This is a genomic window from Pseudomonas sp. GW821-FHT09E12 (assembly GCF_059416085.1).
The window spans coordinates 1112052-1134335 of sequence record NZ_JBWKOM010000001.1 but is presented as its reverse complement, the minus strand read 5'-3'; the positions used below and the strand labels follow the sequence as shown (position 1 = coordinate 1134335).

Here is a 22284-nt window from a genome sequence, read left to right as displayed (position 1 = left end):
AATGCGTGGCGAAGACTATTGTTGGCAATCTGAATAACTGCCCGAAGAGAGCGATGCCATGAACACCAGTGATTTGCTTGAACAGTTGCTGCGCGCCGGCCAGGCTTCGATGACGCAGCAGGGTGGCGGGGCCTCGGCACCGCAGGATGGCCTGGGAGGCCTGGGTGGCTTGCTCGGTGGTCTACTGGGCGGTAGCAGCGGCGGCGGAGCGCCGGCCGGCGGGCTGGGTGGTCTGCTGGGCGGCTTGCTGGGCGGTTCCGGGTTGGGCGGCGCGGCTTCCGGTGGAGCCCCGCAGGGCCGTTCCGGCGGTGGCGCGAACTACGCGGCGCTAGCTTCCCTGGGGATGATGGCGTTCCAGGCTTATCAGGCCTGGCAGCGCCAGCAGCAATCGGCGGCGCCGCAACAGGCGTTGCGTACCGTCGACCAGCTGGCCGGCCCGGAAGTCGAAGAACACAGCCATGCGATCCTCCGTGCCCTGATCGCCGCGGCCAAGGCCGATGGCCGCATCGACGAGCAGGAAAAACAACTGATCAGCGCCGAGATCGGCCGTCACACCGATGACCCGCAATTGCAGCAATGGCTCGACGACGAAGTCGCACGTCCCCTGGACGCCGCCGACGTGGCCCAGTCGGCCGCGGGCGAGCCGGGCATGGCGGCGGAAATGTACCTGGCCAGCGTGATGCTGGTGGACGATCAGCAGGACGCCGAGCGCAGTTACCTGGACGAGCTGGCGGCGGCGCTGCGGATCGACCCCGAGCTGCAACTGCACCTGGAGCAACAGGCCAAGGGCCAGGTGGCCTGAGCCACGAGGACCGGCTCCGCCAGGGGCCGGTCCATTTGTCCGCGTCGGGCATGCCATTCGACGCCCGGCATGCTCGATCCGCATCCCGCCCAATCTCTGCTTGGCTCCGACGGCACGCCCCGGTGGCCGAGGTGGATTGTCGCAGCGTGGATTTATTCGCCATCTCCGGGGGCGGGCAGGGTGATAATGCCGGCCTGTCCATCATGCGAGCGCACCGTCGCCATGTTCGAGATCCAGCCGCAGAACCCCGAGCTTTTTCGCCAGCAGACCCGCCGCAGTACCTTGTTCATTGCCCTGATTTTCCTGTCCCTGGCCATGCTGCTGTCCAGCGCCGCGGTGCTGCTGTTCGGCACGCCTGGCGGCGATAACTTCAAGCTCAATGTCGCCGGCGTGCTGGCCGGGCTGGTGCTGAGCATGGTGCTGATGCGCGTGCGCTTCTGGTCGCAGCCGTGGATGGCCGCAGCGGTCTACGGCTGGCAGCTCAAGCGCAGCCTGATGAGCGTGACCAACGTCATGCACCACGTCACCGCGGGCGTCGAGGCCCAGGACCCGACAGCGATGAAACTGCTGCGCTTCTACCACCTGGGCCTGACCCAGATGCACCAGCTGGATGCCAACTCCAGCGCGTTGAGCCAGGTGGTGCATGAGATCGACCGGCACAAGGAGCGGATGCAAGCCCTGGGCATGGACACCGAGCAGAAGCGCTTGAATCCGGACTGGATCGAAGCGGTGAAGCGGATTCCGCTAGCAAAATGACCTGCAAAGGGCGCGCGGTTTCGAAGGTTTTCCCCGGCCGTTTCCGAGCCAATCTCGGCATGTGATGGGTGCATGCAATCCGCGGGTTGTATGCGCTGAATACATGGCAAAAAGGCAAAGAGTTATAACGTTAGATTTTATTTATATAAATGGACATAAGCATTAGCGCTATGCTGCCGCCAGTTTTTTACCTGGCCGCGGTTGATGCGTAGGGCTTATTGATGGATGTGGGTAATTTTGGTTTTGTAATCGCGGGCCTGTTGGTGGGTTTCATCGTGGGGATGACGGGGGTGGGAGGCGGGTCGCTGATGACCCCGATCCTGTTGTGGTTTGGTATCAACCCGGCGACCGCTGTCGGCACCGACCTGCTGTACGCCGCCATCACCAAGTCCGGTGGTGTGCTGGTCCATCAGAAAAACCGCAACATCGACTGGAAGATCACCGGCTGGCTGACCCTGGGCAGTGTGCCCGCGGTGCTGGCCACCCTGTGGTTCCTCAAGAGCCTGCACACCGATCCGCAAGCGCTGAACAGCGTGATCAAGCAGGCCTTGGGTTTTGTGCTGCTGCTCACCGCCCTGGCGATCCTGTTCAAGAAAAAGCTCCTGGCATTTGCCCAGAAGCATGCCGGCGATCACTACCACCTGAAGGACTCCAGCCTCAACGGCCTGACGGTGGTCACCGGCGTGGTCCTGGGCACCATGGTCGCCCTGACCTCCATCGGCGCCGGTGCCCTGGGCACCGTGGCGCTGTTCATCCTTTATCCCTTCCTCGCCACCAAGCGCCTGGTCGGCACTGAAATCGCCCACGCCGTGCCGCTGACCCTGGTCGCCGGCCTGGGGCACGCGAGCATGGGCAACATGGACTGGCAACTGCTGGGCTTTCTGCTGATGGGCTCGCTGCCGGGGATCTGGCTCGGCAGCCACATGACCGGCCGCGTCTCGGACGAACTGCTGCGGCCGTTCCTGGCGCTCATGCTGTTTTCCATCGGCTACAAACTGGCGTTCTGACCCCGCGCTGGCGGGTCGAGCCAAGAGCCTCCTGCGGGAGGCTTTTGTGTTTTTGCGGTTTGAGTGCGCACACTTGGGGTGGGCCGTGATGGACCCACCCCCAGGCCTCTCTCAGCGTTGCGCCAACCAGTAATCGTGCAGCCCACGGGCGGCCTGTTCGACGCTGGCCACGGTCTGGCGATGCTGAGCCAGATCGAGGTCGGCCGGCAGTTCGAAGTTGTCCTGTTCGGCGCAGGTGATGATGGCTTGCAGCTGGGCGGCCTGGGCAGCGGGCAGCTCGGGCCAGTTGCTCACGGCCATGGCGCGGATGTAGCCGAAACACCATTCTTCCGCCAGCGTCAGCGGCTGGTCCTGATGCTCGGTCTGTTCGAAACGCGGCTGAAAACTCGCCGAGTCATTCGCCAGCGCCGTGGCGAGGGCGTTCAGATGGCGCACGCTCAGCTCGATGAAGCGCTTGCACTCCTCGGGGTCCTGCCAGTCCGGGTTCTGCCCGCCCCAGATGGCCGGGAACCATTCGGCGATGTCCACCTGGGCCGGGCCGGACACCAGGGCGGTGCAAAAACCGTCGAGCTCGGCCAGGTTGAGCACGGAGTGGTCGTCGCCATACTTGAGCAGGGTGTCTTCGATGAATTTGAACTCGGCGGGGCTGAGCGGCTGGTTGTGCATGGAGGGTTTCCTTGGAAAAACGTGCAGCCCCAGGGGCTGCGCGGAAAAAAGACGCGGAGGATGGCGCGTTCCGCGGCTTTTATCCAGCGCCGATCATCGTCGCGGAGCGCGTTGTCATGGCTGCGACGCGCTCCTGGCCACTCCAGCGATCGGCCCGTTAACCGATCCGGTCGCTGTTGTTCTCAGGGTTGCGCGTCATCCAGTGCCTTGAGCAGGGCATGGGCGACCTTGACCCGTTCGGCGTTGGGGTAGTTCTTGTTCGCCAGCAGCACCAGGCCGATGTCCTTGCCGGGCACGAACAGCACATAGGCGCCGAAACCGCCGGTGGAACCGGTCTTGTTCAGCAGGGTATCGGCCCGCGGTGCCTGGGGCGGGGTGAACCAGCGGGTCGGGTGCGGTTCGAAGGCCATCTGCGACGAGTTGCCGGCCAGCAGGGCGTCCAGGCTGAGCGGGTAGGGGTAGAGCTCCCAGCCCAGTCCCTGGGTCATGCCCTCGACCTGGTAGTAGCCGGTGTGGGTGAGGGCGATGGCCTGCGGCCAGGGTTGCGCCAGCGACTCGGGCTTGAGGTTGGCCTGGACGAAACGCAGCAGGTCGGCGGCGCTGGTCTTGACCCCGTAGGCCTCGGCATCCAGGGCGCCGGGGCCGACCCGCACCGGCTTGCCGTCCTTGCCGTAGCCCTGGGCGTAATTGTCCATCTGTGACTTCGGTACCTGGACATAGCTGTGCTGCAGGCCCAACTGCGGGAACAGCCGCTGCTCCATCAATTGCTCGAAGGGCTGCCCCAGGCTTTGCGCGGCCAGGTAGCCGAACAGACCGATGCTCGGGTTCGAGTACAGGCGCTGGGCGCCGGGGGCAAAGGCCGGCTTCCAGCCCTGGTAGTAGCCGAGCATCTTGTCCTGGCTGTCCCATTGTTCCGGGAACTGCAACGGCAGGCCGCCGGCGCTGTAGGTCCCCAGTTGCAACAGGCTGATGTGCTCGAAGGCGCTGCCTTTCAACGCCGGCAGGTAGCGGCTGGCCGGGTCGTTCAGGGACAGCTTGCCGCTGGCCTGGGCATAGGCCCCCAGGGTCGCGGTGAAGAGCTTGCTCACCGACCCGACCTCGAACAGCGTGTCGGCGTCGACGGCCTTTTTCCCTTCTTTGGAGGCCAGGCCGTAGTTAAAGTAATGGGGCTGGCCCTTGAGGGTGATGGCCACCGCCATCCCGGCGATGTCCTGTTGTTGCATCAACGGGCGGATCGCCGCGTCGACCAGGGGTTTGAGCGCGCTGTCCGGCTGGCTGGCGGCCAGGCAGATGCTGGCGCCGGACAGCAGCAGGGAAATGGTGAAAAATCCGGATAGGGCTAGGTTTTTGTTGTGCATGATGGGCTGGCATTCCATGATTTTGCAGGGTGATGGCCGCTACACTCCGAGCGGCTTTTGCCAGCGCCTGCCCTTGCAGTCAGGGAACAGGGCGCTGCGAGCCGGCTCAATGTAGGCGGTCGGCGAAGGATCGGCAAACGACGATATTTCGCAGGAGCCATTAGAAAAACTAGGGAGTGGTCATGATCCGACCCCATCTGCCGCTGAATGCCCTGCGCGCTTTCGAGGCCTCGGCGCGGCATTTGAGTTTTACCCGCGCGGCTATCGAGCTGTGCGTGACCCAGGCGGCGGTCAGTCATCAGGTGAAAAGCCTTGAGGTCCAGCTCAACGTGACCCTGTTCAAGCGCTTGCCCCGCGGGCTGATGCTGACCAGCGAGGGCGAAACCCTGCTGCCGGTGCTGTGCGAGTGTTTCGACCGCATCGCCGAAACCCTCGGCCGCTTCGAAGGCGGGCACTACCGCGAAATGCTCAGCGTCGGCGCGGTCGGCACCTTTGCCGTCGGCTGGTTGTTGCCGCGCCTGGAGGACTTCCAGGCCCGCCACCCGTTTATCGACCTGCGCCTGTCGACCCACAACAACCGGGTCGACGTCGCCGCCGAAGGCCTGGACTACGCCATCCGCTTCGGTAACGGCGCCTGGCACGGCACCGATGCTGTCCAGCTATTGGAAGCACCGCTGTCGGTGCTCTGCGTGCCGGAACTGGCTCGGCAGTTGCGTAGCCCCGCCGACCTGCTCGGCCAGACCCTGCTGCGCTCCTACCGCACCGACGAATGGCCGGAATGGTTCAGCGCCGCCGGCTTGCCGGCCAGCACCCTGCCTGCGCGCAGCATCGTCTTCGACTCGTCCCTGGGCATGATGGAAGCCGCGCAGCAGGGTATAGGCGTGGCCCTGGCGCCGCCGCTGATGTTCTCCCGGCAGTTGCACGCTGGCAGCATCGTCCAGCCGTTCGCGGTGGGCATCACCACCGGCAGCTATTGGCTGACCCGCTTGCAGTCCCGGGCGCAAAGCCCGGCGATGCTGGCGTTCAAGGAATGGCTGTTGGGGACCGTGCAGGAAGGTTGAATAGCTTGATTCAACATTAAGTTGAATATTAAGCTTGGTGTTGATATTTTCGCCGAATTCTTTTTTCGCGAAACCGCCATGAAAACCCCCGACAGCCGTTTTTCCCCCGAGTGTGCCGCCGAACGCCAACTGGTGTTCAAGGTGCTGCACAGCACCCTGAGCATGCTCGGCAGCGTGGTGGGCCGGCACACCGAAATCGTCCTGCATGACCTGAGCCGGCCCGAGGCCTCCATCGTCGCCATCGCCAATGGCCATGTCACCGGTCGCCGGGTCGGCAGCCCGGTGTTGGCCGGGCCGCGCGAAGACCTGGGGTTTATCGCCGTGCGCCGGGCCATGGAGGATCGCTCCAGCAGCGAACCGGTGCTGGTGGAGAACTACCCGACCACCGCGCCCGACGGTCGCCCGTTGCGCAGCTCGACGGTGGTGTATCGCGACAGCAGCGGCCAGCCCTTCGCCACTCTGTGCACCAACGCCGACCTCAGTGGTATCGCCGCCGCCCATGCCTGCCTGGGCGAGCTGCTGGGCCTGGGCGCAGCCCCCGAACTACGCCACGACGAGCCCCAGGACATGGAGCAGTTAATGGCGCAAATCATTCAACAAGCCTGCCCCGGCGGCCGGGCCTTGATGAAGAAAGCCCAGAAGCTCGAAGCCGTGCGCCAGATGCAGGACCGCGGGCTGTTCATCGTCAAGGGTGGTATCGAGAAGGCCGCCGCGGCCCTCGGCGTCACCCGCTACACCATCTACAACTACCTGGACCAGATCCGGGCCACAGACCAAGCCAGTCAACAGGAGTGAAGCCGATGCAGCTCGATATCTTTCAGGTGGATGCCTTTTCCTCCACGCCTTTCGGTGGCAACCCGGCCGCGGTTTGCCCGCTGGACGCCTGGCTGCCCGACGCCACGCTGCAACGGATCGCCGAGGAGAACAACCTCTCGGAAACCGCCTACTTCGTGCGCAACGGCGAGCTGTTCGAATTGCGCTGGTTCACCCCGACCGTGGAAGTCGACCTCTGTGGCCACGCCACCCTGGCGGCGGCCTGGGTGTTATTCGAACAGCTGAACGAACCCAGCGAACTGCTGCGCTTCAGCACCCGCAGCGGCGAGTTGCGCGTACGCCGTGACGGCGAGCGGCTGTCCATGGACTTCCCGGCCAAGCAGCCGGCGGCCGTGGAGATGCCACCAAGCCTGCTGCACGCCCTCGGCCTGCCGCGCGCAGAAGCCCTGTACCGCACCGACGACTATTTGCTGGTGGTTGAGGACGAAGCGGTCATCGCCGGCCTCAAGCCCGACTTCGCTGCCCTGGCCAAGTTCGATGTGCGCGGCATCGCTGTCACCGCGCCGGGCAAGCAGTTCGATTTCGTCTCCCGCTGGTTCGGCCCGAGCGTCGGGGTCAACGAAGACCCGGTCACCGGCTCGGCCCACACCTCCCTGGCGCCGTACTGGGCCCAGCGCCTGGGCAAAACCCGGCTGAGCGCGGAGCAGGGCGGGGCGCGCAAGGGCCAGCTGTGGTGCGAGGTGCTGGATAACGGCCGGGTGCTGATCAGCGGCCAGGGCGCGCTGTACCTGAAGGGCACGATCTTTATCTGACGGCCTGGCGTTTCCTTCGCCAGGATCATCAGTGAACGAAGCTCGCCGGAACCGCTTCATGCGGCTCTGGCGTCCCATTCCGCTCTACGTCTTTACCGAACCCGCCTGCTGCCGGCGAAGGCCCAGCGCTTTATCGAGTTCCTGCGGGAGCGGCTGGAGGAGGGTTGATCGATTCGGCTCGTGCCTGGGCCCTTCAGGAGCGAATCACTGCTGAGTGGACGACACCTCTGTCAGGTAGCCCATGTACCCCTGGGAGAAGTCCAGGTACGCCCGCACGATGGCCGAGGGGTGACGGTGGGACGGGTAGAGCAGATTGATTTGCTGCTCGGGCAAGGGATAGTCGGGCAGCAGCGCCAGCAGCCGGCCTTCGCGGATGGCACGCGCCGCGAGGAAGGGCGGCAGTTCCGTCACCAGGTCACCGGCCAGCGCCCGGCTGCGCAGGTGCGCATAGTCGTTGGTGGCGAGCATGGCCCTGGGCTTGAAGGCCACCTCTCCCAACTGCCAGGTCCCCGGGCTGCCCTGGCTCCAGACTCCGCAGGGGTAAGCATTCAGCGCCTCGACGCTGCGGGGCGGGCCCAGCCGCTCAAGCAACGCCGGGCTGGCTACCAGCAGGTGGCGATAGCTCAGCAGGCGGCGGGCGACCATGGTCTCATGGGTAATCGCGCCGACCCGTAACGCCACATCCACGCCGTCTTCGATGAGGTCGATGCGTCGCTCCGTGGTATGGACGCTGACCTCGACCTGCGGGTAGCGGCGCTGGAACGCCGACAGCACATCCCACCAGGGTTCGAACGAGGGCGGCAACGACAGCCGCAAGCGGCCTTTCAACAGGGCCTGATCGCTGATCACCGCCTGTTCCCCTTCGATCAGCGCCTCGATACCGCGGCTGGCGTGTTCGTACAGGCGCGCCCCCGAGTCGGTGAGCTTGGTGCCCCGTACCGAGCGTTCGAGCAGTTGCACTTTCAGCTGCTGTTCGAGCTCGCGAATGCGTCGGCTCAAGGTGGGCAGGGGAATCTCCAGGCGCTCGGCGGCGGCGGAAAGGCTGCCGGCCTGCGCCACGCTGACAAACATCCGGACGGCGTTGAAGTCCATGGCTGATCCTCTCGTTTATGAGAGGAAGCCTATCTGTTGTGTGGATTATCTTCCAGTTTCGCTTGAAGGATAGTGACGCCACTGCCTTGACGGCAATCGCTCCGACCCACAGCGTACTTGAGGAATTCCAGCATGAAAGCTTATGTGATCGAACAGACCGGTGGCCCGCAAGTCCTGCAATTGCGGGATATCCCGTCCCCCGAGCCGACGGCCGACGAAGTCCAGATCCGCGTCCGCGCCTTTGGTCTCAACCGCGCCGAAACCTATCTGCGCGCTGGCAAGATGGGCGCCATCAGCGCACCTCGGGTGCCGGGCATCGAGGCGGTAGGTGAAGTCATCCAGGACCCCTCGGGTCTGTTGCGCACGGGCCAGCGGGTGGTCACGGCCATGGGCGGCATGCAGTTCACCCGCAATGGCAGCTACGCCGAGCAGGTGACGGTGCTACGCAGCAACGTGATTGCGCTGGATGACACTTCTTTGTCCTGGGAACAACTGGCTACGCTGCCGGAGGCCTACCTCACGGTATGGGGTGCGCTGGACAAGAGCCTGGGCATCCAGAAGGGCCAGACCTTGCTGGTTCGCGGAGGCACCTCATCGGTTGGCCTGGCCGCCATCACCTATGCCAAGGCTCGTGGATTAAAAGTCATCGCCACCACCCGCGCCCCGGAAAACAGCCAGCGCCTTTACCAGGCAGGGGCCGACGTGGTGGTGGTCGACAACGGCGATATCGCCCCGCGCATCCGCGAAATTGCGTCTGCTGGGGTCGATGCGGCCCTGGAAGTCGTTGGCGCGCCCACACTGCGAGATACCCTCAAGACCCTGCGCCCCTTCGGTGCGGTGAGCGTGATCGGGCTGCTTGGCGGCGCGCCGATTCTGGAGCAGTTCCACCTGATGCAGGACCTGCCCGCGGGCGTGCGTCTGAACTTTTTCCCGAGCGGCTTGTTCGGTACGCCGGCCCTGCCCTTGCAGGACACTCCGCTGCCGTGGCTGGCCAAGGAACTCGCCGCCCAGCGCATACCGTCCATCCATACCCGAACCTTTGCCTTTGACGAAGTCCGCGAGGCGCATCGCCTGATAGAAAGCGATCGCGCACTGGGCAAGCTCGTCGTCGTGCTTTGATCTCAAGGAGAACATCATGGGTATTCGATTGATCACATTGGTGCTTGCCAGCCTGTTGCTGTCCCTGGCGGCCCAGGCTGCCCAGCCAGCCGCCGAGGCAAGCGTGACGGCGGCGGTCACCCAACAGCTCAAGCGCTATGAAACGGCGTTGAACGCATCCGACCTCGACCACGTCATGACCCTGTATGCCGGCGACGCGGTGTTCATGCCGCAGAACAGCCCGCCGGCCGTGGGAAGTGACGCGATACGCGCGGCGTATCGGCAGATCTTCGACCTGCTCAGGCTCGACGTGCGTTTCACCATCGATGAAATCCAGCCGCTGTCACGGGACTGGGCGTTCGCCCGGACCCGTTCCAACGGTACGGTGAAGTTGCTGAGGGGGGATCAGCCTGCCAGCGGTGAAGGCAATCAGGAGGTTTTCCTGTTGCATCGAGAAAGCGATGGCCAATGGCGTTTTGCACGCTATATCTTCTCGACCACCCAGCCACGCAAGTAGCTGAAGGAAGCAGAGGCGCGGCGCTGCCTTGGAACAGGCCACGGATGGGGCTCGGTGTTCAAGCGCGCTGTTAGCGGGTGGGATTGGAGCTGGTCATGCTCCATCCCGCCCTTGCTTGTTTACCCGCCGATTACTTGCCCGCCAGCAACGCCGGAGTGCGCGGCGGGATCAGGCGTTTGCTGCCGGTGGACTCGTAGGCCGCCGCCAGGCGCAGCAGGTTCGAATCGTCGTAGGCGCGGCCGGCGAAGGTCAGCCCGACAGGCATGCCGATGTCCGGCATGACGCCCATCGGCACGGTGACCGTGGGCACGCCCAGGTGGCGGATGGCGAGGTTGCCGTTGGCCACCCAGACGCCATTGCTCCAGGCAATGTCCGCGGACGCCGGGTCGACATCGGCATTGGCCGGGCCGACGTCGGCCACGGTGGGGAAGATCACCGCATCAAGGCCGAGACGGTCCATCCAGTCCTCGAGGTCGAGCTTGCGGGTTTTCTCCAGGCCGCGCAGGCCGTCGGGCACGCTGGGGATCTGGTCCCAGGGGGTGATGCCGCGCTCGGCCATCTTCACGTACTCGTCCATGCCGGCGGCGAGGTCGCCTTCGCGATTGGGCAGGGTGCCCGGGTCGTGAGGGAAAATCAGCGGGCCGTCGACGTCCACCAGGCGATTGAGCTGCGGGTCGCCGTTGGCTTGCAGGAAGTCATCGAAGGCCCAGGCGGTCAGGTCCCACAACTCATGGTGCAGGAACTCCTTGGACACCAGGCCGCGGTTGAACACCGTCGGCGCGCCGGGGCGATCGCCCTCGCAATTGGACACCAGGGGGAAATCCACTTCGAGCACCTCGGCGCCGGCGGCTTCGAGCGCCTGGCGCGCCTGCTGCCAGAGGCCGATCACCGAAGGGCGGGTGTCGATGCGTTGCCCGGTCGGGCCACCGATCCCCGGCGCCTCGCTGGTGCCCGCCTCGGGGTCGGCGTTGATGTACATGCGCGGCACGCCGAAGCGCTTGCCGGCCAGGGCGCTGCTGCTGGCGGCCAGTTCCTGATAGGACGCCGGGCGCACCGAGGCCACGCTGGGAATCGGCACCCAGGGTTGCAGGCGCCACAGATCGCCACGGGTGTCCGGGTCCTCGGCGACCACCACGTCGAGCACTTCGAGCAGGTCGGCCATGGTCCGGGCATAGGGCACCACCACGTCCATGGTCGGGGTCAGCGGCCAGTTGCCGCGCACCGAGATCACCCCGCGCGACGGGGTATAGGCACACAAGCCGTTGTTCGAGGCAGGTCCCCGGCCGCTGGACCAGGTTTCCTCTGCCAGGCCAAAGGCGGCGAAGCTGGCGGCGGTGGCGGTACCCGCGCCGTTCGACGAGCCCGAGGCGAACGGTGCGGTGAGGTAGGCGGCGTTGTACGGGCTTTCCGCGCGGCCATAGACTCCGCGCTGCATGCCGCCGTTGGCCATGGGCGGCATATTGGTCTTGCCCAGGCAGATCGCCCCGGCGGCGCGCAGCCGTTCGATGGTGAACGCGTCGCGATAGGCGATCAGCCTGGCGAAGGCGGGGCTGCCGGAAGCCGCGGTGAGGCCCTTGACCAGATAGCTGTCCTTGGCGGTGTAGGGTATTCCATCGAGCGGACCCAGGGTTTCACCCTTGGCCCGGCGGGCGTCGGAGGTCTGGGCTTCCTTGAGCGCGTCGGGGTTGCGTACCACTACCGCATTGAGGGCGGTAGGCGTATCGGGGCCGTCGTAGGCATCGATCCTGGCGAGATAGGCCTGGACCAGTTCGACCGCCGTGGTCTGGCCAGCTTCGAGCGCGGCGCGCAGTTGGGCAATGGAAACCTCGGTGACTTCGATCATGCTGTTACCGCCGGCTGCTGAGGGGTGATGTAGTGAAAGTTGCCATCACACTGGCGCTGGGGTTGGGGCGGCTTGGGCACATCGCTTATCTCACAATGGGTGTTCATATTGGTTCTCGTTGCGCGGCACGACGCGACTGGGGCTGGGCTACAACCTGAGCGGGGTATTTTGCACCAAGTTGCCGGCGGGGAATCGTTAAAGGTTTCGCCGTCGTTGTTGGCGGCTGATCGGCGACTGGCGCCCGCCGTATAGCGGTTGCCGGGCATCGGCGGTTTTTACCTCACTCAGGCCCCAAAAAGTAAGTAGCTGTTTTAAAAACAAATTTATGCATCTTTGACTTCACAGACGACGAAAAAGTTGATAAATTTCCGCGCGTTCTTGCAGAGGCCCCCACGGGGCTTGCAGTGAAAGCAAGCAACAGCAGAGATAGGGGCGTCGCCAAGCGGTAAGGCAGCAGGTTTTGATCCTGCCATGCGTTGGTTCGAATCCAGCCGCCCCTGCCATCTCTCATCCCTCCCTCTATTTATCAAACGCTCCCCCCAAGGCACGGCCTCGGCTCCATCCGGATGCTCAAGCGGCCCGCTTTTGTGTGCCCGGAATATTCCCATCACCTCAGCTCTGGTTCGGCGGCTAGCGAAAGCGCGGCGCAATGGCCTCGGCAAACGGGTAGTGGACAAAGTAGGGACGGGCTTCGTCGATGACCCGCTGGAACGAGGGGCGCTGTATCAGCCGCTCGAAATAGGCGCGCAAATGGCGATGGTCATCGGCAAAGGCCACCAGCGTGCTGGCATAGAACAAGGCCGGGGCGGCGGCGCAATCGGCCAGGCTGAAGTCCGGGCTGGCCACCCAGGTCCTCGAGGCCAGGCGCCGTTCGAGCATGGTGTATGCGCTCAGCAGGGCTGCGCGTTCCCGGCTCAGGTCCCCATTGGTGCCATACAGGCGATCGGCGACTATCCGCTGCATCGGCCCCTGGACATGGCAATCGAAAAAACGGTCCCACAGCCGGACCTCCAGCGCGCTGTCCCAATCATCCGGAATCAATGGCTGCCGGCCCCGATAAAACCGATCCAGGTACTCGATGATCACACTCGATTCCGGCACATCGCGCTGCCGGGCGTGATCGCGGATGACCGGGAACTTGCCCAGCGGCCACAGGCTTTGCAGCTCGGCCCGGTCGGCGTCGTTGGCCAGGTCGATGATGCGTTTTTCAAAGGCGATGCCGTGTTCGTACAGGGCGATCAGCACCTTGTGGCAGAACGACGACAGGGGATGGAAATACAGGGTCAGCGGCATGTTCCGGTTCCTCGGTGAAGGGTGGGGCGCACGACGTGCCAGCAGGGAAACCCACACAGTATCGGCCTGCCTGGATGGCCACGCGTCGGCAGGCGACGAACCGGGCTACAGCCCCCCTGAATATTTCACCGCCGCCGCGGCCCGTGATGGCACATTGAGGATGCGCAGCAGCGACGACACATGGATGCGCACGGTGAAGGGCGAGATCTCCAGTTCGCGGGCGATTTCCTTGTTGGTCTTGCCCTGGGCGATCAGGCGCAGCACCTCGTGCTGGCGCGCGGTCAGGGTGGCGCCGGTGCCCAGCGGCAGCAGGCCGGAAGGGGCGAACTTGACCAGTACTTCGCCTTGGCGAATGGCCAGGACCGCCTGGCCGATCTCGTCGGGGGCGATGTTCTTGCCGATAAAGCCGTCGACGCCGGCGGCCATGACCTCGCCGATCAGCGTCTGGTCATCGACCATCGACACCACGATCAGGGTGGTGCGCGGCAATTGCTTGCGCAGTTCGGCCAGCTGGCTGACGCAGGTCAGGCCTGGAAAACGCAGGTCGAGGATCAGCGTGTCCAGTTCGTCACCGGCCCGGGTCAGGGCGAGTACCCTGTCCAGGTCGCCGGCCTGTTCGATCAGCGCATCCGGCAGCAGGCGCTGGACCGTGCGCAACATGCCCTCGCGAAACAGCGGGTGATCGTCGGCTATGATAATCCGGCATGCCATGGGGTGACTCTCCTTGGGTCGAGCTTTCCTTGAGGCAGCTACTTTAGCAGCGGGCCAGGCAACTGCCTGTGGTTCGTGTCGAGTACGACGACTGGCGCACAAGGATGTTCCCCATGAAATTCGAGAAAAACACCGAGCTCGACCAGGCCAACCTGCGCATTATTGTCGGTTCCTGTGCCGTGGCCTATATCGGCGTGCTGGGTTTCCTGCCCGGGCAGCGGGTCGATACCTACCTGCCGATCGTGATCTATATCGTCCTGTTCCTGCTGCTGTCGATCGTCCTGCGCCAGGCCATCGTGCACTGGCCCGGGCATTATCCGGCGCGACGGATCCTGAGCATGGTCCACGACTACACCGGCACCTCGTTCGGCCTGGTGGTCGGCGGGGAGGCGGCGTTGCCGCTGTACGCGGTGATGGTCTGGGTCAACCTGGGCAATGGCATGCGCTATGGCTCGCGCTACCTGGCGATTGCCACGGCCCTGGCGCTAATGGCGCTGCTGGTGGTCTATCGCCTGACGCCGCTGTGGCAGGCGCAACCCTTCATGGTGCTGATGCTGCTGATCACCAGCACGGTGATCCCGGTCTACGCCCATATCTTGCTGGAGCGCACGCGCAAGGCTTCGGAAGAGGCGATTGCCGCCAACCTGGAAAAGTCGCGTTTTCTCGCCCAGGCCAGCCACGACCTGCGCCAGCCGATCCACTCCATCGGCCTGTTCACCGCCTGCCTGCGCGAGGCGCGCCTGGGCGACGAAGAGCGGCGCCTGGTGGATAACATCGACCGCTCGCTGCTCAACGTCTCGCAATTGTTCCGCTCGATTCTCGACCTCTACACCCTCGACAACGGGCGGGTGCAACCCAGTTTCCAGACCCTGCACCTGGGCGAATTCCTCGCCGACCAGATGCGGCAGAACGCCGAAGCCGCACGCTGGGCCGGGGTCGAGCTGCGCCTGCGCCCCTGTTCGCACTGGGTCCGGGCGGACCCGGCGCTGCTCACCACCATGGTCCAGAACGTGCTATCCAACTGCTTCAAGTACGCGGCGCGGCGACCGGTGCTGATTGGCGTGCGCCAGCGGGGGGCGGGGCTGGCCATCGTCATCTATGACCAGGGCCGGGGGATTGCCGAAGAACACCTGCCGAACCTGTTCGAGGAGTTCTATCGGGTGCGCGAGCTACGGGACAAGGACGTCGAAGGCGTGGGCCTGGGCCTGTCCATCGTCAAGCGCCTGGGGCAGTTGATGGGGCTCGAGGTGGCGATCCGTTCGCGGCTGGGCCACGGCACGGCGGTGAGCCTGTACGGGTTGCCCCTGGCGCCACCGCAGTTGCAAGCCGCCAGCCTCGACGAGGCGCGGCAGGCGGGGCTGCTGACCGGCTTGAAAGTGTGCCTGGTGGAGGATGATCGCAACGTGCTGCTGGCCACCTCGGCCTTGCTCGAGCGCTGGGGCTGTGTGGTCCAGGCCGAGCTTTGCGGTAAGGACCTGGTCAGCGACTGCGACGTCATCGTCGCCGACTATGACCTGGGCAACCACGCCACGGGCATCGAGTGCATCGACAGCCTGCGCCGGCAGCGCGGCTGGGCGGTGCCGGCGCTGATCCTCACCGGGCATGAGGTGGAGAAGATCCAGGCCGCGTTGCACGACCGCAATATCGCCATCCTGTCCAAGCCGGTGCGCCCGGCCGAACTGCGCGGCAGCTTGCGGGCGCTGCGCCAGCATTCTGCGCCGGCGGTCATGCCCGAGGCGTGACAGGGCGGTTCGGCGAGCCCTGGCCGCTTCCTTCGCGCCGCAAAACCGTGGTGCTGGGGGAGGGGGGTCGATTAGCGCAAATGTGCCAGGGCGGTGATTCGCGAACCACTGTGAAAGGCACCGCGAATCAGGGCTCGGCTCCGTGCCGGGCTTTGCGTGTCTCAGGTGCATTGCTGAACATGAAGATTTCTACTCGAGACGGGTCGCTGTACCCGACCTCAAGTGCCACCTGCTCAGTGATTCGCAGGTATTCAAGGTATTGAGAGGGCGTTGGAACGTATCGGTAAGTGGCCATTTTCGCTGTCAGGGACGCATATTCCTGCGGCCTTGTCCGAGTGAGGTACTTATGTATTCTCGAGTCGTATATCTGTGCCCTATGGCCTTCGCTGGTCGTGATACCGCCAAAGTGCAGCAACTTGGTGGTGATGCCGTTCTTGACGTTGGGCAGTGAGTTGACCTGCTCGTATAGCTCGTCGTTCAAGGTGGCGCCTGGGCCAATCTGCTCGAGAATGAACGGGAGAGCGTTCAGTGCGTGTTGAAGCGTTCTGCCGCCCGGCAGCCCGCCACGCGGGAAGCCCCAGGCGATAGCGCTCAGAGCCCCCAGATGGGGATCCTGCTGGAATGCACTGAACACATCCGCTCTGCTCAGGGTGATTGCCTTGGCACCATCGAATACCGGTTGGAAGGCCGCGCCATAACGTTCGAAGCTCGACCACTTCATGCCGATGGACTGTCGCAGGGGGTCGATAGTCCGGGTGCCGCGGAGCAAGTCGACCAGGCTGACAGGAGTGGCAGCCGTCGTGGCTATTTTCTTGTTCACAAGAGTCATTCCAGTGGTAGTGAAATCGTTGAAGCGCTTTTTACCGCGATCCTTCCTGCACGCCCATGGTGAGCATGGCGCAAAGCGCCCGATGACGGCCTTGGATCATCCGTCCCCGTGTTTTTTACCTCACTTTCCACACACCTCCCGCACGCACTCGCGCAACCAGCGATGCGCCGGGTCGCTGTTCATGCGTGGATGCCAGAGCATGGACACGGTGATTTCCGGCGTGGCCAGCGGCAGGGCGAAGCTGTGCAGGCCGCTGCGCAGGTTGTGGGTGTGGCGCTCGGGGACGGCGGCGATCAGGTCCGAGGCGCGGACCAGGGCCAGGGCGGCGGAGAAACCGCCAACGACAGTGGCGATATCGCGCGTCAGGCCCGCCGCCTGCAACGCATCGTCCACCAGCCCGCGACCTGGGCCCAGGCGCGATACCAGCACATGCTCGCCAGCGGCATAACGGGCGGCGCTGATCGGCCCGCGGCTCAGCGGATGACCGTTGCGCACCACGCCGATAAAACGATCGCGGAACAGCGCGCGGGTATGGATTTCCGGGCTGGCGTTGGCGTCTACCACGCCGGTGTCGAGGTCGACCGTGCCGTCGCGCAGGGGCGTGCTGTCCTTGCTGGTTTTCTGCATGAAATGCAGGCGCACCCCTGGGGCTTCGGCGCGCAGGCGGGCGACCAGGGCCGGGCCGAAGTTCTCGACGAAACCGTCGCTGCTGCGCAGGGTGAAGGTGCGCACCAGGCGCTGCAGGTCGAGCCGTTCGACGGGGCGCAACATGGCTTCGGCGTCCTGCACCAGATGGCCGACCCGCTCGCGCAGTTCCAGGGCGCGCGGGGTCGGCACCAGGCCGCGGCCGGCGCGCACCAGCAGCGGATCGCCGGTGGTTTCGCGCAGGCGCGCCAGGGCCCGGCTCATCGCCGACGGGCTTAGCCGCAGGCGCTGGGCGGCGCGCGCCACACTGCCTTCGGCGAGCAGCACGTCGAGGGTGATCAGCAGATTGAGATCGGGTGTGGACATGGCGGCGGTCCTGTCTGGCACAAAAGTGAGATGGCGTCAGGCGCACGAATAACCTGCAAAGGCTGCGTCTTCCGCCATGTTAGACCGCGGGCTAGATTGGCGACAGCGCCATTTCGCGCGGGTCAGAGCGGGAGTGCAGAGTGAAGCCAGTCAGTAGCGGAACAGAACCGGACGTTGTGTCAGTCGGCTGGGCGCTGGCCAGCCTGTCGTTGTCGATGTTGCTGGCGTCGCTGGGCACCAGCATCGCCAATGTGGGCTTGCCGACCCTGGTGCAGGCGTTCGGGGCGAGCTTCCAGCAGGTGCAGTGGGTGGTCCTTGCCTACCTGCTGGCGATGACCGCGCTGATCGTCAGTGTCGGCCGGCTCGGCGATTTGCTGGGACGGCGGCGCCTGCTGCTGGTGGGGATCCTGCTGTTCACCCTGGCCTCGATGCTCTGCGCCGCCGCCCCGACGCTGGGGATGCTGATCGGCGCCCGGGCGCTGCAGGGCGTCGGCGCGGCGATCATGATGGCGTTGACCCTGGCCCTGGTTGGCGAGACGGTCAGCAAGGCCCGCACCGGCAGCGCCATGGGCCTGCTGGGCACGATGTCGGCGATCGGCACCGCCCTCGGCCCGTCCCTGGGCGGGGGATTGATCGCCGGGTTCGGCTGGCAGGCGTTGTTCCTGGCCTGCGTGCCGTTGGGCGGGCTGACCTGGGTGCTGGCTTATCGGTATCTGCCGGCTGCTGGTCAGGCGCGGGCCCTTGAACGAGGCGCGTTCGACCCGCTGGGCACCTTGCTGCTGGCCCTCACGCTGCTGGCCTACGGGATGGCCATGACCCTGGGCCGCGGCCATTTCGGCCTGCTCAACGCCGGGCTGCTGTTGGCGGCGCTGATGGCGGCCGGCCTGTTTGTCTGGGTGGAAGCGCGGGTGGCCGCGCCGCTGATACGCCTGGCGCTGTTTCGCGATGCGGCCTTGAGCGGCAGCCTGGCCATGAGTGCGCTGGTCTCGACGGTGATGATGGCAACGCTGGTGGTCGGGCCTTTTTACCTGGCCCACGGGCTCGGGCTGGAAACCTTTACGGTGGGCCTGGCGATGTCGCTCGGCCCCTGTGTCACCGCGCTGAGCGGCGTGCCGGCCGGGCGCATCGCCGATCGTTTGGGCGTGCGGCCGATGATCCTCGCCGGTCTCGGCGCCATGGTCCTCGGTTGCCTGATGCTGGCGTTGCTGCCGGCGAGCCTGGGCATTGGCGGCTACCTGGCGCCCATCGTTGTCATCACCCTGGGCTATGCAACGTTTCAGACCGCCAACAACACCGCGGTGATGAGCGAGGTGGGCGCCGAACAGCGCGGAGTGATCTCCGGCCTGCTCAACCTGTCGCGCAACCTCGGGCTGATCACCGGCGCCTCGCTGATGGGCGCGGTGTTCGCCGCGGTGACAGGGGACCTGAGCACGGCGAGCGCCGAGGCCGTCGGCAGTGGTATGGGCTTCACCTTCGCCCTGGCCGCGGGGCTGGTGGTCATGGCGTTGTCTGTTGCGCTGGCCAGCCAGCTGCGTGGGCGGCAGGCAGTGGATTCGACGGTTTAGCCCGCAGGCAGCGTCAGCCGACTGCAAACATCTTCTGTAGGAGCGAGGCGTGGCGGGGAGCGGCTGCGATTGCGTGGGACAATCGCGGGCCGTTCCTGGTCCGGTGGTTTTATTGGGCACTCTCGACGTTCACCGCGTCGTTGTTTGCGCCTTTCCTGACGGTGCCGTTGGTGGTTGTGCAGTTGGCTTTGTAGGTGCCGACAATGGTGTAGTTGCGCTCCAGGTCGTCGTTCTGGCAGCGCTCGCGCCTGGCGTAACCCAGGTTGATCGGGTCGTAGCGGGCCTCGGGTTCGCGCAAGGGATGAGGCGCCTTCAATTGGGGGATGTCCATTCTCAGAAACACACTGGCATGGACCTTGTCTCGTTCCACCGGTTTGCGGCGAATCAGCCCGGCTTCCTTGTAGGCGGAACTGATCACGTATTTGGCATCGTGGAATTCATCATGCAGCGGACCGCCGATGCACTCGGCCGGCCAGCTCGTGCTGTTGGCGAATAGGCCGTCGCTCTCGAGGTTCTTCAGCATCCAGCGCAGCGGGATGGTCTCCAGCCCCTGGCCGCCCTTGGCATACGGGCTTTCACCGCACTTGGCGGTGTCCGGGGCATTCAGGTAACCGCCCCCCACATCGGCATGCGCGCCGGCGAACCATACCTCTTCCAGTACCTGTGATTTCGATTGCTGCAGGCCGAAGCGCAGCAGGCGGAACGAGGCTCTCTGTTCGTCCAGGGACATGGCGTGGTAACCGCGCTCGGCATACAGCTCCAGGCGGTGTTCATCGGGCTCTTCCTTCAGATTGGTGCCCACCGCCGGTACGGTGTCGAATACCCCGATGACTTTGACCACGACTTTTTCAGCGCTCTTGTCGGGGGTGTCGCCATAGACCCTGATGCCGTTGTCGTGCCGGTACTGCGCCAGAAGCTTGCGCAGCTTGTCGTCGAACCCAGGCACGCCATCGTTTCTCGACTTGTAGATGTCGTACATGTCTTCGACCACATCGTGCATATGGCCGGTCCAGCCCCACAGGAAACTGTCGTCGCGGCTATCGGCTTTCAGGTTGCTGGGCAGGCCGGCGACTTCGATAAAACCGTTCAACGAACGAGCGGTGAAGGCGCCGCGGCTGAAACCGAAGATATAGATCTCGTCACCGGGCCGGTAAGCCTCAATCAGAAAGCGGTAGGCCTGGCGGATATTCAGGCTGACCCCGCTGCCGAACAGGGCACCGAAGGGAGTAGTAATGCTGGTGGCCACGCCCTTGTCGTAATAGGGAATGACCCTGGCCCCGTTCCTGGCCTGCTCGAGCGCCTGGTTGTACATGCGCCAGATATTGGTGTTGTCCTCCTTGGTGTTTTCCGTGCCGTCGAGCAGCACCACGAGTTTTCTGGGCTTGGCATCGCTGTACAGGCAGTCGAGGAGTTTCCAGCGCTCCCGGACTTTGAAATAGCCGTCTTCAATACCCTCGGTATCGAACGCATTCGCGCACTTTTGTGCTGAGGCCTGCGATGGGGCCGTTCGGGCTTTGCTCAGTAATTGGGTGTCGAGAGCTTGTGTGGTTTGCAGTTTGATCGCGCTGTTGTGTGGGGTGGAACAGGCTGACAGGAGGGCGAGGCTCAACAGAAGGGTGATGCGCATATCGAAGGTCTCCGTGACCGGATACGGAAGGCGTGGCAATGCAGCCGATGGAGGTCGGTGAGGGTGCCCCGCTGGCTGCTCAAGTGAACCTAGTCGAAGGTTGTCAAAATGCCATCATCGGGTCGGAATCAGGTTCCCCTGAGCGACGCCAGCGCCATGAGCGGAGAGGGCGGCCAGGAGTCACCCCGCGCTTTCCCCCACCAGCAACGCGCTGTAGGCCCGCAACCGCTGCACGAACTCACTCACCGAACCCTGGGGAACATAGGCCTGCTTGAGGAAGAACGCGGCGTACTCGGCCATCCCTGGTTCGGCCGCGGTCAGCAGCTGCGCATGCTCCTCCAGGGTGGTCGGCCAGCCGCGTTCCTGCTCGCCGCGCAGCAGGTTGGCCGAGCGCAGCGCCTTGCGCGCCGCGGCCCGTTGCAGGCGTTGCTGCTGCAACGGTTCGCGGCTTTGTTCCAGCTGCTGAGCGTAGCCTTCCAGCACTTGGGAGAAGTCGCCATTCAGTGCCAGGGCGATGGTCCGGCTCGGACGGAAGGGTTCGAAGCGCAGCCCCAGGTCATTGCCCCAGATGCAGCGGCACTGATGCTTGAGCCAGAAACCCCAGCGGTAACGATTGTCGGGCGCCAGCACTTCGCTGAGCACACCGATGTCGAAATCGATCTTCGACACCTCCGGGTGCCGCGCCTCCAGCGCCTGCCGCGTCTGCTCCAGCCGCTGGCGCTCCGCGGGGCTCGGTGCCCAGGCCAGGACCAGGGTCACATCCAGGTCGGAGGTGCCCGGCCGCGCGTCGCCACGGGCCACACTGCCGTACAGGTACAGGCCATCGAGCAGCGCCGGAAAACGCCGCGAGAGCATCGCACGCAACTCATCCACTAGGTGGCTGAACGCTGGTTGCAACGGCTGGTCGGGCAGGGACTGGATAAAACCTTCGGCGTCGACGCCTGGGTACTGCGACATGGTGATCTCGGTGGGGCAATGGCGATGAAAACCGCCCGGGCCAGGCGGGCGATTGGCAGACAGTCTGGCTGACTTCACGGATCGCGCAAGCCGGCGCGGTTCAACGCCACGCCGTCACGGGTCGAGGCTCGCCAGATCGTTACCGAGGGGCGTCGGCGACTCGCCGTTGATCGCGCACAACAGCGCCGTGATGGCTTCCCCCTCGACCATGCCGCGCTCTTGCAGCAGGTCCGCCACCGCGCCGACCGCCGGCCAGTAGCGATGCACCAGGCAACTGGCGCGGGCCAGGGCCCGGGATTCGGCGTCGAGCAGCTTGCGCGGTGGCAGCAGGCTGATCAGCTCATGAGCGCGGCTCAGGTCGCCGCGGCCGCTGCCTCTTATCAGCCTGTCGGATCGGCCGTGGCGGTAGATCGCTTCGGCCACCGGGCCGGCAAAGCAATGCAGCAGGTCGCGTTCGATGGCCTCGACCATCGACGGCAGGTATTCGGCGATCCCCGGGGCGTCGAAGGCCGGGCGCGGGACCAGGTAATCGGCTTCCACCAACCCCTCTACATAGCGCGGGTTGCCCCGCCGATCGAGCATCGGACCCGCGTCGGCTTCGGCCTTGGTGCGCACGGTAATGCGGGCGATCGGTTGACCGTTCCACCAGAAGGCCAGGGCGTGGCCGGCTTCGTGGATGGCCGTGCAACGCGGGCGCTGGTTCATGGTCTTCTCCCGTGCTCTGTACGCGTCGGGCGGACGAAAAGGGCGGGGCATCAGTCGC

The 22284-nt window shown here is 64.9% G+C and carries 21 protein-coding genes and 1 tRNA gene; 11 read left to right on the top strand and 11 right to left on the bottom strand.

Going from position 1 to position 22284, the window contains the following annotated elements; genetic code table 11:
• Window positions 1–58: 58 nt before the first annotated feature.
• The 3 genes from AC07PQ_RS05140 to AC07PQ_RS05130 all read left to right on the top strand — a co-directional run bounded on the left by AC07PQ_RS05140 (window position 59) and on the right by AC07PQ_RS05130 (window position 2565).
• Window positions 59–802 (top strand): tellurite resistance TerB family protein, encoded by a 744-nt coding sequence (locus AC07PQ_RS05140; protein ID WP_492570880.1) that lies wholly within the window; start codon window positions 59–61, stop codon window positions 800–802.
• Window positions 803–1024: 222 nt separating this feature from the next.
• Window positions 1025–1558: a DUF3087 domain-containing protein gene (locus AC07PQ_RS05135; RefSeq protein WP_493184311.1), complete on the top strand. Its 534-nt coding sequence runs from the start codon at window positions 1025–1027 to the stop codon at window positions 1556–1558.
• A gap of 221 nt (window positions 1559–1779) precedes the next feature.
• On the top strand, window positions 1780–2565 hold the full coding sequence (locus AC07PQ_RS05130) for a sulfite exporter TauE/SafE family protein (protein ID WP_037004885.1): 786 nt from the start codon (window positions 1780–1782) through the stop codon (window positions 2563–2565).
• A 111-nt stretch (window positions 2566–2676) separates the two neighbouring features.
• Here the strand turns inward: AC07PQ_RS05130 and AC07PQ_RS05125 are convergent, their stop codons facing one another.
• The gene (locus AC07PQ_RS05125; protein WP_493184312.1) at window positions 2677–3231 is read right to left on the bottom strand and encodes a UPF0149 family protein; all 555 of its coding nucleotides are present in this window, start codon (window positions 3229–3231) and stop codon (window positions 2677–2679) included.
• Between the two features lie 182 nt (window positions 3232–3413).
• Window positions 3414–4589 (bottom strand): class C beta-lactamase, encoded by a 1176-nt coding sequence (ampC, locus tag AC07PQ_RS05120; RefSeq protein ID WP_493184313.1) that lies wholly within the window; start codon window positions 4587–4589, stop codon window positions 3414–3416.
• A 182-nt stretch (window positions 4590–4771) separates the two neighbouring features.
• Between ampC and AC07PQ_RS05115 the strand changes: the two genes are divergently transcribed.
• The 3 genes from AC07PQ_RS05115 to AC07PQ_RS05105 all read left to right on the top strand — a co-directional run bounded on the left by AC07PQ_RS05115 (window position 4772) and on the right by AC07PQ_RS05105 (window position 7236).
• Window positions 4772–5650, top strand: coding sequence for a LysR family transcriptional regulator (locus AC07PQ_RS05115; RefSeq protein ID WP_007927890.1), 879 nt, complete (start codon window positions 4772–4774; stop codon window positions 5648–5650).
• A gap of 78 nt (window positions 5651–5728) precedes the next feature.
• The gene (locus tag AC07PQ_RS05110) at window positions 5729–6445 is read left to right on the top strand and encodes a helix-turn-helix transcriptional regulator (protein WP_493184314.1); all 717 of its coding nucleotides are present in this window, start codon (window positions 5729–5731) and stop codon (window positions 6443–6445) included.
• Window positions 6446–6450: 5 nt separating this feature from the next.
• A complete protein-coding gene (locus tag AC07PQ_RS05105; protein ID WP_493184315.1) occupies window positions 6451–7236 on the top strand; it encodes a PhzF family phenazine biosynthesis protein in 786 nt (261 codons plus the stop codon).
• Window positions 7237–7440: 204 nt separating this feature from the next.
• On the opposite strand, the gene AC07PQ_RS05100 is transcribed toward AC07PQ_RS05105, so the two are convergent.
• Entirely contained in the window at window positions 7441–8328 is an 888-nt protein-coding gene (locus AC07PQ_RS05100; RefSeq protein WP_102680648.1) for a LysR family transcriptional regulator, read from the bottom strand.
• A 132-nt stretch (window positions 8329–8460) separates the two neighbouring features.
• Here AC07PQ_RS05100 and AC07PQ_RS05095 point away from each other — a divergent pair, with 132 nt between their 5' ends.
• Together AC07PQ_RS05095 and AC07PQ_RS05090 are read left to right on the top strand one after the other, a co-directional pair.
• Entirely contained in the window at window positions 8461–9447 is a 987-nt protein-coding gene (locus tag AC07PQ_RS05095; protein ID WP_493184316.1) for a zinc-binding dehydrogenase, read from the top strand.
• A 16-nt stretch (window positions 9448–9463) separates the two neighbouring features.
• Entirely contained in the window at window positions 9464–9943 is a 480-nt protein-coding gene (locus tag AC07PQ_RS05090; RefSeq protein WP_493184317.1) for a YybH family protein, read from the top strand.
• Between the two features lie 130 nt (window positions 9944–10073).
• On the opposite strand, the gene AC07PQ_RS05085 is transcribed toward AC07PQ_RS05090, so the two are convergent.
• The gene (locus AC07PQ_RS05085; RefSeq protein ID WP_493184318.1) at window positions 10074–11786 is read right to left on the bottom strand and encodes an amidase; all 1713 of its coding nucleotides are present in this window, start codon (window positions 11784–11786) and stop codon (window positions 10074–10076) included.
• Between the two features lie 428 nt (window positions 11787–12214).
• On the opposite strand from AC07PQ_RS05085, the gene AC07PQ_RS05080 reads away from it, so the two are divergent.
• A tRNA-Gln gene (locus AC07PQ_RS05080) sits at window positions 12215–12289 on the top strand.
• A gap of 127 nt (window positions 12290–12416) precedes the next feature.
• Here AC07PQ_RS05080 and AC07PQ_RS05075 read toward each other — a convergent pair.
• Together AC07PQ_RS05075 and AC07PQ_RS05070 are read right to left on the bottom strand one after the other, a co-directional pair.
• Complete coding sequence (locus AC07PQ_RS05075; protein ID WP_101338581.1) at window positions 12417–13079, bottom strand: glutathione S-transferase family protein; 663 nt, start codon at window positions 13077–13079, stop codon at window positions 12417–12419.
• 105 nt (window positions 13080–13184) lie between these two features.
• Window positions 13185–13790 (bottom strand): LuxR C-terminal-related transcriptional regulator, encoded by a 606-nt coding sequence (locus AC07PQ_RS05070; RefSeq protein ID WP_007927901.1) that lies wholly within the window; start codon window positions 13788–13790, stop codon window positions 13185–13187.
• A gap of 113 nt (window positions 13791–13903) precedes the next feature.
• Between AC07PQ_RS05070 and AC07PQ_RS05065 the strand changes: the two genes are divergently transcribed.
• Window positions 13904–15532 carry an ATP-binding response regulator gene (locus AC07PQ_RS05065; RefSeq protein ID WP_493184319.1) on the top strand — a complete coding sequence of 543 codons (1629 nt, stop codon included), beginning with the start codon at window positions 13904–13906 and terminating at the stop codon, window positions 15530–15532.
• Between the two features lie 127 nt (window positions 15533–15659).
• On the opposite strand, the gene AC07PQ_RS05060 is transcribed toward AC07PQ_RS05065, so the two are convergent.
• The gene (locus AC07PQ_RS05060) at window positions 15660–16361 is read right to left on the bottom strand and encodes an 8-oxoguanine DNA glycosylase OGG fold protein (RefSeq protein ID WP_007927903.1); all 702 of its coding nucleotides are present in this window, start codon (window positions 16359–16361) and stop codon (window positions 15660–15662) included.
• Between the two features lie 120 nt (window positions 16362–16481).
• Window positions 16482–17372, bottom strand: a complete 891-nt coding sequence (locus tag AC07PQ_RS05055) for a LysR family transcriptional regulator (RefSeq protein WP_101338579.1) — start codon at window positions 17370–17372, stop codon at window positions 16482–16484.
• Window positions 17373–17512: 140 nt separating this feature from the next.
• Between AC07PQ_RS05055 and AC07PQ_RS05050 the strand changes: the two genes are divergently transcribed.
• Window positions 17513–18937, top strand: a complete 1425-nt coding sequence (locus AC07PQ_RS05050) for an MFS transporter (protein WP_492570886.1) — start codon at window positions 17513–17515, stop codon at window positions 18935–18937.
• A 109-nt stretch (window positions 18938–19046) separates the two neighbouring features.
• Here the strand turns inward: AC07PQ_RS05050 and AC07PQ_RS05045 are convergent, their stop codons facing one another.
• From AC07PQ_RS05045 to AC07PQ_RS05035, 3 genes are all read right to left on the bottom strand, one after another.
• Entirely contained in the window at window positions 19047–20564 is a 1518-nt protein-coding gene (locus AC07PQ_RS05045) for a T6SS phospholipase effector Tle1-like catalytic domain-containing protein (protein WP_493184320.1), read from the bottom strand.
• A 180-nt stretch (window positions 20565–20744) separates the two neighbouring features.
• Window positions 20745–21521: a nucleotidyltransferase domain-containing protein gene (locus AC07PQ_RS05040; protein ID WP_284169400.1), complete on the bottom strand. Its 777-nt coding sequence runs from the start codon at window positions 21519–21521 to the stop codon at window positions 20745–20747.
• 114 nt (window positions 21522–21635) lie between these two features.
• Entirely contained in the window at window positions 21636–22226 is a 591-nt protein-coding gene (locus tag AC07PQ_RS05035) for a hypothetical protein (protein ID WP_493184321.1), read from the bottom strand.
• Window positions 22227–22284 lie beyond the last annotated feature (58 nt).